The 16,180-nt window shown below is 61.9% G+C and carries 13 protein-coding genes; 2 read left to right on the forward strand and 11 right to left on the reverse strand.

Going from position 1 to position 16,180, the window contains the following annotated elements:
- Positions 1-10: 10 nt before the first annotated feature.
- The 5 genes from V8Z78_RS00495 to V8Z78_RS00515 form a co-directional block, all read right to left on the reverse strand.
- Positions 11-2,191 (reverse strand): efflux MFS transporter permease, encoded by a 2,181-nt coding sequence (locus tag V8Z78_RS00495; RefSeq protein WP_349730685.1) that lies wholly within the window; start codon positions 2,189-2,191, stop codon positions 11-13.
- 5 nt (positions 2,192-2,196) lie between these two features.
- Positions 2,197-2,745 (reverse strand): TetR/AcrR family transcriptional regulator, encoded by a 549-nt coding sequence (locus V8Z78_RS00500; RefSeq protein ID WP_057092238.1) that lies wholly within the window; start codon positions 2,743-2,745, stop codon positions 2,197-2,199.
- 85 nt (positions 2,746-2,830) lie between these two features.
- Positions 2,831-3,748, reverse strand: a complete 918-nt coding sequence (locus V8Z78_RS00505; RefSeq protein ID WP_314352107.1) for an RluA family pseudouridine synthase — start codon at positions 3,746-3,748, stop codon at positions 2,831-2,833.
- An 85-nt stretch (positions 3,749-3,833) separates the two neighbouring features.
- Positions 3,834-4,829, reverse strand: coding sequence for a Bug family tripartite tricarboxylate transporter substrate binding protein (locus tag V8Z78_RS00510; RefSeq protein ID WP_349730686.1), 996 nt, complete (start codon positions 4,827-4,829; stop codon positions 3,834-3,836).
- A 29-nt stretch (positions 4,830-4,858) separates the two neighbouring features.
- Positions 4,859-5,974 carry an aryl-sulfate sulfotransferase gene (locus tag V8Z78_RS00515; protein ID WP_314352111.1) on the reverse strand — a complete coding sequence of 372 codons (1,116 nt, stop codon included), beginning with the start codon at positions 5,972-5,974 and terminating at the stop codon, positions 4,859-4,861.
- A gap of 113 nt (positions 5,975-6,087) precedes the next feature.
- Here V8Z78_RS00515 and V8Z78_RS00520 point away from each other — a divergent pair, with 113 nt between their 5' ends.
- Together V8Z78_RS00520 and V8Z78_RS00525 are read left to right on the forward strand one after the other, a co-directional pair.
- Positions 6,088-7,038: a LysR family transcriptional regulator gene (locus V8Z78_RS00520; RefSeq protein WP_349730687.1), complete on the forward strand. Its 951-nt coding sequence runs from the start codon at positions 6,088-6,090 to the stop codon at positions 7,036-7,038.
- Between the two features lie 283 nt (positions 7,039-7,321).
- Positions 7,322-9,535 carry an AsmA family protein gene (locus V8Z78_RS00525; protein WP_314352115.1) on the forward strand — a complete coding sequence of 738 codons (2,214 nt, stop codon included), beginning with the start codon at positions 7,322-7,324 and terminating at the stop codon, positions 9,533-9,535.
- 183 nt (positions 9,536-9,718) lie between these two features.
- Here the strand turns inward: V8Z78_RS00525 and V8Z78_RS00530 are convergent, their stop codons facing one another.
- From V8Z78_RS00530 to V8Z78_RS00555, 6 genes are all read right to left on the reverse strand, one after another.
- Positions 9,719-11,269 carry a methyl-accepting chemotaxis protein gene (locus V8Z78_RS00530; RefSeq protein WP_041744100.1) on the reverse strand — a complete coding sequence of 517 codons (1,551 nt, stop codon included), beginning with the start codon at positions 11,267-11,269 and terminating at the stop codon, positions 9,719-9,721.
- A gap of 279 nt (positions 11,270-11,548) precedes the next feature.
- The gene (locus tag V8Z78_RS00535) at positions 11,549-12,337 is read right to left on the reverse strand and encodes a crotonase/enoyl-CoA hydratase family protein (protein WP_004340721.1); all 789 of its coding nucleotides are present in this window, start codon (positions 12,335-12,337) and stop codon (positions 11,549-11,551) included.
- 30 nt (positions 12,338-12,367) lie between these two features.
- On the reverse strand, positions 12,368-13,405 hold the full coding sequence (locus V8Z78_RS00540) for an acyl-CoA dehydrogenase family protein (protein WP_349730688.1): 1,038 nt from the start codon (positions 13,403-13,405) through the stop codon (positions 12,368-12,370).
- Positions 13,406-13,419: 14 nt separating this feature from the next.
- Positions 13,420-14,577: an acyl-CoA dehydrogenase family protein gene (locus V8Z78_RS00545; RefSeq protein ID WP_349730689.1), complete on the reverse strand. Its 1,158-nt coding sequence runs from the start codon at positions 14,575-14,577 to the stop codon at positions 13,420-13,422.
- A 14-nt stretch (positions 14,578-14,591) separates the two neighbouring features.
- Positions 14,592-15,584, reverse strand: coding sequence for a Bug family tripartite tricarboxylate transporter substrate binding protein (locus tag V8Z78_RS00550; protein ID WP_349730690.1), 993 nt, complete (start codon positions 15,582-15,584; stop codon positions 14,592-14,594).
- Positions 15,585-15,663: 79 nt separating this feature from the next.
- Positions 15,664-16,173 carry a MaoC family dehydratase gene (locus V8Z78_RS00555; protein WP_004340712.1) on the reverse strand — a complete coding sequence of 170 codons (510 nt, stop codon included), beginning with the start codon at positions 16,171-16,173 and terminating at the stop codon, positions 15,664-15,666.
- Between the last annotated feature and the right edge of the window lie 7 nt (positions 16,174-16,180).

The following is a 16,180-nucleotide window of genomic DNA, read 5'->3' on the forward strand; positions in this document are numbered from 1 at the left end:
TCTCTTGCTGTTATCGGTTTGAGTTCCTTGTCTGGTGATCGGAGCCATCCCGGCCGCCATCACCGGCCACAGGACTGCTGCGGGCGTTCTTGCCGATTTCCTGCTCCAGCTCGGCCTCAAGCTCTAGCGCCTGGGCGTTGTCCTGCAAGGGGTCGCGGCTGGCCAGCACGGCCTGCTCGCGAGTCTCGGCCGCCTGCGCGGCGGCAGCCAGGTGCGTGGCCTGCGCGCCTTCGATCACCACGGTGCGCGCCGGACTGGCGGGCTCGTTCTGACCGCCCTCTTCCACATCGCCATAGGCATCGGTGGCCGTGGGCTGCACCACCACCGTGACACGCTGCGATGCGTCGGGCTCATGGGCGTTCGCTGCCTCAGGGTCTGCAACCGGCGCCACCGAAGGTGCGCGCTGGGGCGTACCGTCGGTCCCGGCGGCTGCCGCCACCTGGTTGCCGCTTTGCCTTGTCATGGCGCGCACCATGGCGGCAGCCTGGCGCACGCGCGCCGAGGCTCCCAGGCTCCAGAGCAGATACAGCAAGGCGATGGCGGCCGTCAGCGCAAACACATCGTTATAGGCCCTGACATTGGCTTCGCGCCGCACGATCTGCGACAGCTGCAGCGTTCCCTGGTTGGCGCGCATGGCGGGATCGGGCGTCACCTTGCCGTAGATCTGGTTCTGTATCTTGAGCCGCTCGGCCACCACGGGGTCGGTCGGGTCCATCTGCGCCACCAGGGCCACGGAGTAGATCTGCTCGCGGTAGGTCTGGTAAGTGCTCAGCAAGGCCGAACCCAGCAAGCCGCCCATGGCCTGCGTCATGGAAATCGTGACCACGGCGGTGAGCATGTGGTTGGCGCCGAACTTCAGTCCCTGGATGATGCCGGTCAGCATCAGCGGACCCATGAAGACGCCCGAGCCCACTGCCAGCAGAAACTGGCTGAAGAAAAAGTCCGAAGGCCGGTCCACGCTGCTGCGGTGGTGATCGAGAAACGCTGCCACGGCAAACAGCGCAATCGCCACCACAATCTGCTTGCCCATATTGGGAACACCGAAAGTAATAGCAGACAATGCAACACCTATAAGTGTCCCCACCAGAATCACCATGAATAGCGGCTGCATCTGGTCGGATGTCATGCCCAGCGTGCGCATCAACCCCACCACGCCGTAACTCTGCTCAGCCGTAAGAAAGCGCAGCAAGATAGCTCCGATCACGAAACGGATCGTCGGCATCTGCGCGAACCAGCGCGTGTGGAACATGGGGTTGGCACGATGGTGTTCGATGTAAAGCGCGACGCTGAGCAGCGCGATCGCCGCCACCAGCATCCAGGCCAGCCCCGGCGTGTCGAACCACCAGCGCGAGTAGCCCTGGACCAGCACCGCAATCAACAGGCCCAGACCCGGAACCATCAGGCAGAAGGTGACGAAGTCCAGCTTCTCGAAGGTCTTGATGTACAGGCCCGAGGGCAGCTTGAGCAGCACCACGGCGGCAAAGGACATCAGCGCCAGACCAGCTTCAAACAGATAGAGGTTGTGCCACTCGCTGTTATAGAGCAGACCCGGCGACAGAATCCAGGCCAGCGGCATGGCCAGCTGGACCACGCCCACGCCGATCACCAGCATCTTGAGCACATAGGTGCGCGGTGCCGACTGCAGCATGTAGAGCGTGCTCAGCGAGGAGCAGGTCGCCGCTGCAAGGCCGCTGGCCGCACGCAGCAGAATCAGGCTGTCGTAGCTGCCCAGCAGCAGATGCAGCACGCTGAGCGCCGCGTAGCAGCCCAGGCCGATCTCGGTGAACAGGCGCATGCCAAACTGCTGGCGGAATTTATAGACCAGCAGATTGGCCGTCATATTGAACATGACGTAGGCGCCCGTCAGCCAGGCGGCCTCGACCGAGGTCAGTCCCATCTGTCCCTGAATCGTGGGCAGATTGGCGGTGAACAAGGCATTGCCCAGGCCACCGGTCAGCCCGACCAGGACCGCAATCAGCCCATAGCAGACGCGGATCCAGGGCTCGTGATGGGGCATGGCCGGCGAGCCGGGCAGCGCGGGCTTTTCATGCTCGGCCCAGTCCGGCGGGCGGCGCAGCAGGATGACGGGCCCCTGCGCAATGGCTGGAGAAGCTGAAGCCTGGCTGCTGGGAGGTTTCGGGCCTTCTTGATTGGCTTGAGCCCCAGTGGCTTGTGCTGCAGCTTGACTCATAAACCTCAGGCCTTGATTCCGTCCAGAATGATTTGCAAGGCACGACGCGCCAGTTGCTTGCGTTGGGCAGGAGTTTCGCCACGCAGGGCACCGCCCAGCATGCCGAACACCAGGGACAGATCCTTGGCATTCAAGGTCTGCTTGCACAGGCCCTTGGCCACCGCACGCTTCATGGGCTCTTCGAACACCAGCCACATCTGCTGGCGCGCATGAATGACTTCTGCATCGCTCTGGTCCACCGTACGCCAGTAGTCCACCAGCGTGGCGGACACAGCAATGCGCTCGCCCACCAGAGCCAGCAGCTTGAAGAAGGCCTGGTCGTCGTCCTTCCAGGAAGCTGCGGCGGCGCGGGTCTTCTCGACCGAGCGCTCCAGCAGCGCCAGCATGATGGCGCGACGGTCCGGAAACTGACGATACAGCGTGGCACGGCCCACCTGGGCACGCTCGACGATGAGATCCAGGGGTGCGGTCACGCCATGCTCGGCAAACACGGCATCGGCCGCGTCCAACAACTGGGCGCGGCGTTCGGCGGATGGAGGACGGGTGGTGGACATGGCGCCAATTATCGGACAGTTTTGTCCGATAAACTGCAGCACTCGGCGTTTCCCCTGACCTGGCAAGGGTCGGACAGGACTGCGCTCAGTCGCGCGGCAGCGCCTGCAGGCTGCGCCGGCTGGTGAACTCGCGCCGTTGTCCAGTCAGGGGATCATCGAAGGCCAGGCTGCGCGCCAACAGCTGCAAGGGCCTGGAATAGTCGCCCGGCTCCGGGTCATTGACCATGGGATAGAACGCATCGCCCCTGAGCGGCAGACCCAGCGCCGCCATATGCACACGCAGCTGATGGCGCTTGCCCGAAACCGGACTGAGCCGGTAACGCGCCCAGGCGCTGTTGTGCTCGATGATTTCCATCAGGGTGCGGCTATTGGGTTCGCCAGCCACCTCATGCATGCGAAAGAAATGCCCGCTCTCCTCCATGCGGCTCGCGTGCTCGCGCGGAAAGCTCAGCTCCGCGCGGTAAGCCGCCACGGCCTCGTAGACCTTGTGAATGGCCCTGTCCCTGAACAGCCCTTGATAGATGCCGCGTGTGGCGCGCTGTACCGAAAACACCACCAGCCCCGCAGTGTCGCGGTCGATGCGATGAATCGGCGACAGCTCGGGCAGGTCGAACTCGCGCCTGAGCCGCACCAGCAGCGTGTTCTGCAGATAGTGGCCGGCTGGCACCACAGGCAGAAAATGCGGCTTGTCCGCAACGAGCAGATGCGCATCGCGATGGATGACTTCAGCCGCGAACGGAATCTCTGGCTCGGCCTCCAGTTCGCGATAGTAGTAATAGCGCAGCCCCGGCATAAATGCAGCGTCCGGGCCAGCCATCTCTCCGGTTTCACTGACCACCTGACCGGCTCCCATGCGACGCAGCCAGTCTGCGCGCCCGACAGCGGACAGGCGTTCGCACAGAAAGTCGATCAGCAGGCCCCCGCCCTGGGACGGCAAGACCACACAGCTGGGGCTGACGCCATCGCGCACCGGCAGAACCTTGGGATCGTGGGAGTTATGCATGGCGCGGGATTTTAGTGGCTGGCCCGGCTCCTGGCTTTCGTGGCCCCACGGGCCCTGGTCAGACCGTGATGCGACTTCGCGCCGGCTAATCTGTTCGGATATTGGCTTTGCGAATGGTGTTCTCCAGAACTCTTTTCTCCTGCTCCAGATAGGCCAGAAACTGAGGATGCCCCATACGCATGGGCTTGAAGCCTGCGTCCGTCAGTTTTCTGACCATCTCGGGGTCCGCTTGCAGGATCGCGATTTCATCGGTCAGACGCTTCACGATACGGGCATCTGTATGAGCGGGAGCCAGCAAGCCTTGCCAGGCCTCGACTTCCAGATTGCGAAGGGCCGGCGTCTCCGAAAGACTTGGCGCCTGGGGCAGCGTGATCAGACGCTGGCGGGATGTCACACCCAGTGCCTTGACCTTGCCCTCCAGAACAAACGGCTGCGCCAGCGCAACAGGCAGAACGGCAAGGTCGATCTGACCACCTGCCAGCTCGGTCAGCACCTGTGGGCCAGATCTGTAGGGAACATGTACCAGATCGATACCGGACATCTGCTGAATCAGCTCCCCCGTCAGGTGCAGGCTGGTTCCGATGCCATCGGTGCCCAGGGTCAGTCGCCCCGGCTTCTGGCGCGCAAGTTCAATGAGATCGTCCGCACTGCCCGCAGCTAGTCCCGGGCGTGCGAGCAGCACAAAGACCGAAGAGGCTACAGGTGCCACGGGCTTCAGCTCCTGCAGTCCGTCGTAGCGAAACTTGGTCGGCGAGATCAGCGGCGCGACCAGCACAGAGCTGGCCACACCGAAGAGCAAGGTATAGCCATCGGGTCTGGCTTTGATGACACGCTGCGTGGCAATAGACCCCGATGCTCCGACCATGTTCTCTATGATCACGGGCTGGCCCAGGCGCTCTGCCAGACGTGGCATGACCAGTCTGGCAGCCACATCAACACTGCCGCCCGGTGCGAAGGGCACCACCACCGTCAGTGCCTGGGCAGGCCAGGGCTGGGAGGCCGCCTGGATTGCCGGTGATAGCTGCTGCAGCAGCGGAGCGCCCAGCGCCCAGGCTGCAAACTGTCTGCGTCGTATTTGCATAATGATCTTTCTGCTGGAACTGGAATGGCTCAGCGGGACAGCCAAGGCAGTTGCGCTGCCTGGTAACGCCATGTCTGGAACACCGTGTTCAAACGGCCCGGGCCTGTGCGTCGTGCAGCGGCATCGGGATACTCGCCAAACCAGGGCAGGATGAACTCCCAGACCACCTCGCCTTGCGGCGTCACTTCAAACAGGCGTCCCGTGGCTGACTCCGTGATGTGCGTATTGCCGTTCCACAGCCGCTGCGCGCTGCCCATGAAGGCGGTGTAGAAGGCATTGACCATCTCGTCCTGGTAGCTCCACGCGATCTCATGGGAGACAGGATCTATTTCCAGCACACGCGAGAAAGCCACATGGGATCCCGTGCGGAAGTTGCCGTTGTCAAAGGTCAGGATATGGCCGTTTGCCAGTGGAACCGGAGCATGCTGGTGCGAGACCACCGATGGCGGGATATGCAGCGTCACGCTGCCACTGGCCTTGTCCACGCCAATGATTCCCGAGGTCGTACGCAAGCTCATGAGCACCGTTCCATCGACCGCAAGCCCAAGGCCGTTGACCAAAGGCCAGTGATAGCGGCCAAAGCCCGGGTGAATGGGAAAGTGCTCGGGCTCCAGATGCTCCCAGGCCTTCCACTCCCAGACCAATCGACCTGTGCGGTCCACTTCCCGGATCACATCGCCATACATCACCTCGTCCGGCCCTTGGGAGCTGCCGCCAGGCACGCGTTCTGCAAAGCCCTGGGGGACAGGGGCGCAAGCGGCGTAGAGCAAATGGCCATTAGGCAACCACTGTGCATCATGGTGATGGGCCGGATCTTCATAGCGCCAGACCACCTCCCCGTCGGGTCTGACCTCGTAGAAATCGCCGCCGTGCCACATAGACCATGGCGCATAGAGGTCCGGCGATTCACGGTGGTTGCCGTTGTAGCCCAGATTGCCGTTAGGCAGGATGACTGCATGGCGGCCGGCTCGCACGGGCAGAGTCCACTCATGAGCCACCTGACCGTGGATATCTATGAGGTAGACATGCCCATCCGCCGTCTGGGGGGCGATCAATGTGTAGCCGCCGGCGCTCAGAGCGCTGTCATGAGCGATAAGACCTGTTCCGCGTCGGCGTTGGGTGACCTGGTCAACGGTGGTAGCCATGGGGTTCTTTCTGTGACAGAAGGGATTGATGGCTGCCACTCTAGAAGTTCGTCAGCGTCAGGAATAGCTGTTTGTTTTTTAAGAGGTGTCAGAAAAAAATTTACACTCAGGACATGCCAGCAATTTCTCAGGCTTTTCGATGCTTTGACGAGGTGGCGCGCCGGGGTTCGGTGCGCAAGGCTTCGGCGACGCTGCACCTGACCGCCGCGGCGGTCAACCAGCAGATCCTCAATCTCGAAGCGCAGGTCGGTCAGCCTCTGTTCGACCGGTTGCCCAGAGGCATGCAGCTGACGGTGGCCGGCGAGATCGTGCTGGCAGCAGTCAGGCGTAGCCAGCGCGACTTTGACAATGCCCTTGCCCAGGTCGAAGACCTGAATGCCTTGCGGCACGGGCATGTGAGCGTGGGTGTACCCCACGCGACGGCCGAATACCTCGTGCCCCAGGTGATTGCGGCAATGCATCATCGCTATCCGGACATCACCTTCAGCGTGCGCGCCGGAATCGGTGAAGAGCTGCTGCGCCATGTGGCTCAGGGCGAGATCAATGTGGCCTACTGCCTGCGCCGAACACCTCCTGCCGGTGTCGAGGAGATGCGCTCCTGGGCACAGCCCCTGGGCGTGGTGATGGCTCCGGACCACCCTCTGCGAATGCGTCCGCGACTGCTGCGTCTGCGTGACTGCCTGGCCTATCCGCTGATCATGATGACTCCCGACATGGAGTTGCGCAGCATGCTCGAGCGTCTGGGCGACGGTGCGCTGAGCCAGATCCAGCCGCTGGTGGAAACCAGCAGCATCCCCATGGCCCGGCGCCTGGTGGCAAGCGGCCAGGCACTGGCCTTCATGCTGCCGGACAATGTGGCGGAAGACGTGGCAGCCGAACGCTTGAGCTGGCGTGCGCTGCACGATGCCGGTTCGCTGCTACACAGCTGCGCTTATCAGCGCACCGGCTATGCGATGGCGGCCGCAATGGAAATGTTTCTGACCGAGCTGGAACATGCAGCGGACGAGTTGAAGGCAAACTTTGATACCGGTGTTTCCTGGTCCATCGGCAATCTTGCCGTTTGACAACATGGAATCGGCAGGCACCGGATAGGCACTGGCACCTCAACGCCGAGCGGAATGACTTTGCACAATGGAGCAACACTTCGCAGCACTTCATGAATCACCGCAGTCATTGCTGCAGATGTTTGCATTCGCAGCAACAGCACTCTTCCAGCTGCAGCATCATTTCCCGGATCGGTCGCAAAGTCTGAGCTCATTGCATGCGGGCATACATGCATCAGGCAATTGGATGACGAGGCATTTCACGTATGCGCAATAGCATGTGGCAAAAAAGGATGCAACAGCCATGGTCGATCCCACCAGCACTTCAGCCCCTGAATCCGCTCCTGCACATTCGCGCCTGACACGTCATTGGCTGCGCTGGTCAGCCCTTGCGATGGCGCTGCTGCTGGCTTTAATTCTGGCGGCGGCACTGCTGATTGCCTTCATGGACTGGAACAAGCTCAAGCCATGGATCAATGAAAAAGTCAGCACTTCCACGGGCCGCGAATTCGCCATCAATGGCGATCTGCAGCTGCAGTGGACCTGGCCACAGCCTCTCGATACGGGCTGGCGTCACTGGGTGCCCGGCGTGGTGGTGCACGCCAGCGATCTGACACTTTCGCAGCCCCAGGGCTGGCTGGTTCAACAGGCGCCTGAAAAAGCCGATGACAAACAGCCGGTATTACCTGCGACGCCCAAGGAACTCAACACCGGTCGCCTGCCCGTGCAAGGCCAGACAGCGAACGAGAAAAAGACGCTCCCAGATGACGACGACGCCATAGCCGATGCCGGCCAGCAACCGCCCGAACGCGATGCCCGCACCATGATCACCGCAGCAAATGCCACGGCCAGCCTGCGCCTTTGGCCGCTATTGGCCCGCCATGTGCAGCTCGACTCCTTGCTGCTGCAGGCTCCCGACATGGTGCTGGCCCGCAATGGCAAGGGCGAGAACAACTGGACCTTTGACAAGCCCGCAAGCAACGGCCCGAAGTGGAGTTTTGACCTAGGCCAGTTGCGCATCAGCGATGGTGTGCTGGGTTGGTCCGACGCCATCAAGAACATGGCTGTGCGCGCCCGTATCGACACGCTGCGCAGACCGGTCAGCGCTGACCAGCCTTATGGCATGCGCTTCGGCCTCACTGGCTATCTGCATCAGGGCAAGAACCGCGCGCAGATTCAGGCCCAGGGTCTGGCGGGGCAAGTACTTGATCTGCGCCAGGATAGGCTGCGCTTTCCGCTGCGCATCTCAGCCAAGGTCGGTAGCCTGCAAGCATTTGCTGAGGGGATTCTCGACAATCCCAAGACACTGGACGGACTGGACTTTCAAGTGAAGGTTCGCGGCAAGAGCATGGCCGACCTGTTTGAGCTCACCGGCCTGCTGCTGCCCGCCACACCGCCGTTCGAAACCAGTGGCCGTCTGATCGGCAGCCTTCAGCCAGGCAAGGCCGTCTGGCAGTACGAGAAATTTCAGGGCAAGCTGGGGCAGAGCGATCTGAGCGGCGATCTCCAGTACCGCTCGGCCCAGCCCCGGCCCAAGCTGACAGCGCAGCTGCGCTCCAAACAACTGCGACTGGTGGACCTGGGTCCGGTCATCGGCGCAGCACCTTCTGACAGCTCCGGCAAGCCCCAGCCCGTCAATGGCAGGGTACTGCCGCAGATCCGGTTCCAGACCGAGAACTGGGACAAGATGGATCTCGATCTGCACTATGAAAGCAGCCATATCCTGCGGCCCGAAGCTCTACCCCTGCAAAACCTCAGCGTGCACGCTCTGCTGGACAACGGCAAGCTCACCCTGTCGCCGCTGAAGTTCGGCCTCGCCGAAGGCACGCTGAATATCGACGCCCGCGTGGACAGCCATGCCAAGCCGGTAGCCGCCAAGCTCAATGGACAGGTGCAGTCGCTCAAGCTCTCCGCGCTGTTTCCCAAGATCGAAAAGATGAAGAAAAGCCTGGGCCAGCTCGATGGTGCCATTGCCCTCACCGGGCAGGGCGAGTCACTGGCCCAGTGGCTGGGCACAGGCAATGGCTCGCTACGCCTGTTTGTACGCGACGGCACTTTCAGCTCGCAACTGCTGGACCTCGCGGGGCTGAACGTAGGCTCCATCGTCATCGCCAAGCTGTTTGGCAGCGACAAGGAAGTTCAGTTGCGCTGTGCCGTGGCCGACTTCAATGTGCAACAAGGCATTGCCCGCCCACGCATGGCCAAGCTGGCCACCACAGAAGCCGTTGTTGAGGCCACGGGCGAGATCAATCTGGCGCAGGAACAGCTCAATCTGCGCATCGTCCCCGAATCGCTGAAGTGGAAGTTCTTTTCGTTGCGCACGCCACTTTATGTGCGCGGCAGCTTTGCCAAGCCCGATGTGGGCCTGGAGCCAGGCCCCCTGGCAGCCCGTGCCGGCGCTGCAGTGGCTGCTGCCGTTTTTGCACCAGCGGCACTAGCTTTGGTACCGCTGACCGTACCTGCAGCTGACGACGATGTGAACTGCAAGCAGTTGCTGACTCAAGTACGCAACCGCTAATACGGGCAAGCAGCTCACAGCCCGATCTCAGCATCGAGTCCTGGCACACTGCAAAGAATGCAGGCAGCCGCTCGGACGGAATATGGCGGAAGTGCCTCACACCATATTTCATGTCTCGGAGATCAGCAAAGCGGAAGCGGCAACCGCAAGCCCTTCAGCCTGGACTGCGGCAGCGTCACGGAATCAGGCGCTCTTGAGGCGGAAGACGCTGACCATCTGCGACAGGTCGCTGGTCTGCTGCTGCATGGATTGCGCAGCAGCGGTGGACTCCTCCACAAGAGCGGCATTCTGCTGGGTCACCAGATCCATCTCGGCCACAGCGCGGTTGATCTGCTCGATGCCGCTGGTCTGCTCATGGCTGGCGGCTGTGATCTCACCCATGATGTCCGTCACGCGCTGCACGCTGCTGACGATTTCATCCATGGTCTGACCGGCCTGGCTGACCTGCGCGCTGCCCTCTTCCACCTTGGTGACCGAGGCCTGAATCAGCTGCTTGATTTCCTTGGCCGCTTCAGCGCTGCGACCGGCCAGAGAGCGCACTTCCGATGCCACGACGGCAAAGCCGCGACCTTGTTCGCCGGCACGGGCCGCTTCCACGGCGGCGTTCAGCGCCAGGATATTGGTCTGGAAAGCAATGCTGTCGATCACGCCGATGATGTCGGAAATCTTGCGCGAGGACTGGCTGATGGCCCCCATGGTCTCCACCACTTGCGACACCACCATGCCGCCCTTGACGGCCACATCGGAGGCTGACAGCGCCAGCTGATTGGCCTGACTGGCGTTATCGGCGTTTTGCTTGACCGTGGAAGTGAGCTGCTCCATGGAGGCAGCGGTCTGCTGCAGGGAACTGGCCTGCTCTTCCGTGCGCGCAGACAGATCATGGTTGCCCGCCGCAATCTGGCCCGACGCTGTGGCAATGCTGTCCGTGCCCTGACGCACCTGCCCCACCAGCCTATCCAGGCTGGTATTCATATCGTGCAAGGCCTGCATGAGCTGCCCGGTTTCATCGCTGCTGCTCACATGGATCCGGGCCGTGAGATCACCATCGGCCACGCGGCGGGCCACGCTGACCGCATGCTTGAGCGGAGCGGTGATGCCTTGCGTCAGACGCCAGGCGCTGACGGTACCGATGGCCAGAGCCAGCAAGGCCAGAACCAGGAAGTACGTCCTGCTGCTGCTCTCGATCTGCTCCACCTCTGCCGCCTTGGCGTCGAGGCTGGCGCGCTGCAGGTTCAGCAGCTCGCCGAGCAGCTTCAGATAGCCCTGGGCGGCCGGCACATAGCTGTTGATCAACGTGGACTCAGCCTCTTCGGCCATGCCGTCGGCCTTGAGCTGACTGACCTTGTCGCGGCTGGCAATATAGGTTTTGCGCACCTGCATGATCTTGTCCAGGATCTCGCGTTCCGCAGGCTGGGTGATCAGGGGCTCGATCTGCTTTAGCACATTGGCCGTGCTCTTGGTAGTGGCGGCCGCATCTGCCGCCAGAAACTGCACCAGACTTGCGTCGCTGCTCTTGGCGATGGCCGTGGTGCGAGCCACCGCCACGCTGACATTGCTGTTCCAGTCGCTGATCAGGCGCTCCTTGGTCAGCGGCTCCTGCATCATCTGCTGCGTGGCCTTGCCCACCGAGTGCAGCTGCCAGATGCCGATAACCGTGATCACCACGGCAAATGCCAACACCACTGCGAACCCCAGGCCCAGTCGGGCACCAATGTTCAGCTTGGTCAATCTCATCGCTTTCATCCATTCCATAGAAAAGTAAATAGCCGGCAAAGCGGCCACTCCGATACATGAAATGGGGCCAACCCGGCAAAGCCGCTTGCTGCGTCGCTCGCCTAGCGCAAATAGCAACACAATGTAATTAGTATTATCAAGGGATTACGTCGCTGGATTGGCCGACCCGAAACATCATCTCAGCAAGCAAGGCGCTGCTGCCTTCGCCAAAACAAGCAAGGGCGCAAAATGCGCCCTTGCTGTCTTTGTTACCTGGTCTGGCTACGCAAACCTGCCGGCTCATGAGAAGCGGGGAGCCCGCTTCTCGACAAAGGCCGTCACGGCTTCACGATGATCGGCCGTTTTATGGGCAATTGCCTGATACCCGGCCGATATTTCCAGCAGCGAAGCCAGCGTGGCGTTCTGGCCCTCTCGCAGCAAACGCTTGGTCATGCGCATCACCCCGCCCGGATTGGCTGCAATCTTGAGTGCCAATGCCCTGGCTGCCGGCAGCAGTTCATCCGGAGGCACGACCTGGCTCACCAGACCACAGGCCAATGCCTGGCCCGCGCTGATCGCCTCTCCCGTGAAAGCCATTTCGCTGGCCTTTGACATCCCCACCACACGCGGCAGCAACCAGGCCCCGCCATCACCGGGAACAATGCCCACGCGAACAAAGCTCTCCGCAAAAGTGGCATTTTCCGACGCAATCCGGATATCGCACATGCAGCTCAGATCCAGACCCGCACCGATGGCCGGGCCGTTGACGGCGCAGATCACAGGAACATCCAGCTGGTAGAGGGCATTCGGAATTTGCTGAATGCCCTGACGGTATTCCTCGCGAATCATGTCGGGAGTGAGTGCGTCATCGAAATAGCGCCTCATGTCCTTGACATTGCCGCCGGAGCTGAAGATAGAGCCGGCGCCGGTCAGGATCAGCACCTTCACGCTGGCGTCCAGGCGCACATCTGCGCAGAGCTGCACGAATTCCGCCACCGCCGTATTGCCGGTCAGCGCATTGCGTGTCTCGGGCTGATTCATGGTGACGGTCAAGATACCGCCATCGCGTTCAATGTTCAGAAATGCCATGTTCCAGATCTCCGTAGTTGTTGAGCTGCTTCAAGCCAGGGCCTCGACATCGGTGATCCGTCGAATCAGATCCAGTGTCATGCCCTCGTGCGACATCAGGGCCTGCCCGGCCAGTGCCTGCCAATAGGCTTCGCTGCCGGCCGTCAGGCGCCATGCATGCAGTCTGCGGGTAAACAGCTGCAGGTCATATTCCTCGGTGAAGCCAATCGCGCCATGAATCGCATGCGCAAGCTCGGTGACCACCAAAGCCGCCTCGCTGCAGCGTGCCTTGGCGACGGCCACACGCAATCTGTCAGGCTCGATGCCGTCACCGCTGCACCCGAGCTGAGCCGCCATGCGGGCGGCAAACACATGCTCGCTCATGACTGCCAGCTGATGCTGGATCGCCTGGAACTTCCCGATAGCACGCCCAAACTGCTGACGCTCGTTCGCATATTGCAAGCTACGCTGGAACACATCGCGCATGGCCCCCGCCATCTGCGCAGCCACCACGGCGGCCTGCAGGCTCCGGGCATCGAATTGCGGCCCGAGCCGGAGGACTCCGGCTGCCTGCAACTGCTCCGGCGCCCAGCTCAACGACGCGTCAAGCACCAGAGCGTGCGGCGCAAGTCCTGCCCGAGACACGCTCAGCAGATGCCAGACCCCGGCTTCCTCTTGCACTTGAACCAGCACCGAGTCCGCGACTTGCCCGCCTCGCACCAGCACGCAATGCAAACCGCCATCTGCCTGCACCGCGCCCTGCGCCAGCGCAATGCTGCCGGCCGGGCAGGCCATATCCGCCTGCGCCAGCATGGCCCGTGCCAGCATGGTCTCTCCCAGGGGCAGAGGCAGGGCGTGAGCTCCACATTGCTCCAGCACGCCAAATATCTCGCCCAGGCCCAGACCCGCACCGCCCTCTTCTTCGGCAAGCAAGGCATCGGCCAAGCCGGTTTCCTCCAGTTGCTGCCATAGCCGGGCGACAGCCGCTGAGCGGCTGCCAGCGCTCTCGATCTCGCGAATCACCTGAGGGGTGCACCAGTCTGCCAGCACCTTGCGCGCAGCATCTGCAAACAAATCGTTATTGCTCATGAACTTGTCTCCGATCAGCGCAAACCCAGGCCACGGGCGATCATGCCGCGCAGAATGTCACGCGTGCCACCGCGCAAGGAAAACGAGGGAGAAGCTTCGGTGACGTACTTGAGCGTCAGCAGCAGCTCCACCGGCACATCCTCGTCCGGTCGTGCAAACAGCTCGTCGGCAATGGCCGCCGGGATCATCTGCTCCAGTGTCGTGCCCAGCTCCTTGACCAGTGCGGCCTCCACAACAGGGCTTGCTCCCTGGGTCAGCTTCTGCTGCACGGATACCGACATCGCGCGCAGCGGTGCCAGTTGCGTCAGCACCTTGCCCGCAAGCCGCATGCCGGACTCGCTACGTCCCTGCGGCGTGCGCGCATACTGCAGCCATTGATCGAACAGCACGATGCTGGAGAACAGGCGCTCCGGGCCGCTGCGCTCGAAAGCGAGTTCGGCGGTAACCTGTTCCCAGCCCTGACCTTCGGCACCGATCAGCGCATCGGCAGACAGCTGCACATTCTCGAAAAAGACCTCGCAGAAATGGCTGTCACCCGATAGATCCTGGATGGGACGCACCGTCACACCGGGCAATGTCAGGTCCACGATGACTTGCGACAAGCCCTTGTGACGGTCCTCGGCACTGCCTGAGGTTCGTACCAGAGCAATCATGTACTGGCAGTGATGCGCGTTGGTGGTCCAGATCTTCTGGCCATTGAGCAAGAAGCCCTGCTCGTTGGGAACCGCTCTAGTCCTCACACTTGCCAGATCCGAGCCGGCATTGGGCTCGCTCATGCCGATACAGAAAAACACCTCTCCCCGGCAGACTCTGGGAATGTAAAACTGCTTTTGCGCTTCCGTACCATACTTGAGGATCAGCGGCGCACTCTGGCGGTCGGCAATCCAGTGCGAGCCCACAGGCGCACCGAAGTTCAGACACTCTTCCACCAGCACATAGCGGGCGAACGCGCTGCGCTCGCCTCCGCCATAAGCCTTGGGCAAGGTCATGCCGATCCAGCCCTTTTCACCCAGCTTGCGACTGAGTGCCGGGTCATATCCGCTCCAGGATTTGGCACGGACATGCGCAGGAATGTCTTTGACCGCGTCCTGCAGAAAAGCACGCACCTCGGCGCGCAGTGCCTCGCCTTCCGGCGGGATGCCTGTCAGGCTCAGTCCATCGAGAATGGTCATCGTCTTGCTTTCTCTCAGTCCAGGGAGACGCCCGTGCTTTTGACAACCCCTGCCCAGCGCTTGATTTCGCTCTGGATGTAGTCGCCATACGCTTTGGACGTAGACCCCAGCGGCTCCGCACCCTGCACGCGCAGCTTCTCCAGCACTCCCGGATCCTTGAGCGCCTTCATCAGCTCGGCATTCAGGCGTTCCACGACAGCAACAGGTGTTTTGGCGGGCACCATCACGCCTTGCCAGGCTCCGGCCTCGAATCCGGTCATGCCGCTTTCGGCCAGCGTAGGCGCATTGGGGAAATTGGGAATACGTCCGGCCGTGCTGACGGCCAGCAGCCAGAGCCTGCCGTCCTTGATGAAAGGCGCCACCGAATTGATGGTGTCGGTCATGAAATCGATCTGGCCAGCCACCAGGTCCACGTCGGCGGGGGCGCTGCCTTTGTAAGGCACATGACTTGCATCCATGTTGTAGTGCTGCACCACCTGAAAAGCCGCCAGGTGCGTGACATTGCCGTTGCCAGCCGAGCCGTAGGAGAGCTTGCCTTTGTGCTCCTGCGCGTACTTCACGAGCTCCTGCACGGTGTTGGCAGGCACCTTGGGATTGACGACAAGCCCCAATGGCACCACCGCCGTCAAGGCCACCGGGCGCAGATCCCTGGTCACGTCATAGCTCATCTTCTTGTAGAGCGACGAACTCAGCGCAATCGAGGAAGTGTTGTAGAGCACGGTGTAGCCGTCGGCTGGCGCCTTGGCCACCAGCGCATTGCCGATGTTGCCGTTGGCACCAGGCCGGTTGTCCACGATGACCGACTGCCCCAGTTGCTGGCCTACCTGCTGCGCCAGCACCCGTGCCACCATATCCGTGGGACCGCCGGGCGGGAAAGGGACGATCAGCGTGATCGGCTTGCTGGGCCAGTTGTCCTGCGCCTGCGCCGCACCACAAACTGCCAGCGCGGCAACCGCCGGCGCGGCAACGGCGAGCAGCGACAACCGACGTGAAAATCGATAACTCATCTTGTGTCTCCTGTAGTTTTCTCATCTCGGCGCACTGGAAAGTACGCACCGGTGCAACGGCATCCGCGGCAGCGCGGATCTAAGCCCCACGGCCGGCCAGCAGGCGCACGGCGGTATAGGCCATCACCTGCTGGTGACGTTGGTTGTAGACCTCGATCCGCGAGCTCACTACTGCGCGACCGCCTTTGCTCGTTGGCTTGATGTCGATCACTTCGACCAGCGCCTCAATGGTGTCGCCCACCACCACAGGAGCCAGAATCTTCTGATGCAACTCGAGCATGGCCAGGCCCGTGCCCTGGATCATGCTTTGCAGGATGAAGCCTTCGATCAAGGTATAGGTGAGCGCGCCCGGCACCGCGCGGCCCTGAATGGCACCGCCGTCATAGCCGTCCTCGATGAAGATCGCCTCGAGCATGCCTGTGGTGTTGATGAAGTTGACCAGATCGGTCTCGGTCACCGTACGGCGAAAGGTGCGCAGTTGCTGGCCTACGCGCAGGTCCTGCCAGACAAAACCCTGGCCCATGCGCGGCGTGTCTGCCAGCGCTGCGGCACGGTTTTCAGTGGATGAAATCAAATTGCTCACGCTCATTCTGTCT

Origin of the sequence: Comamonas sp. wu1-DMT (assembly GCF_040187805.1) — a bacterium.
GTDB lineage: Bacteria > Pseudomonadota > Gammaproteobacteria > Burkholderiales > Burkholderiaceae_C > Comamonas > Comamonas thiooxydans.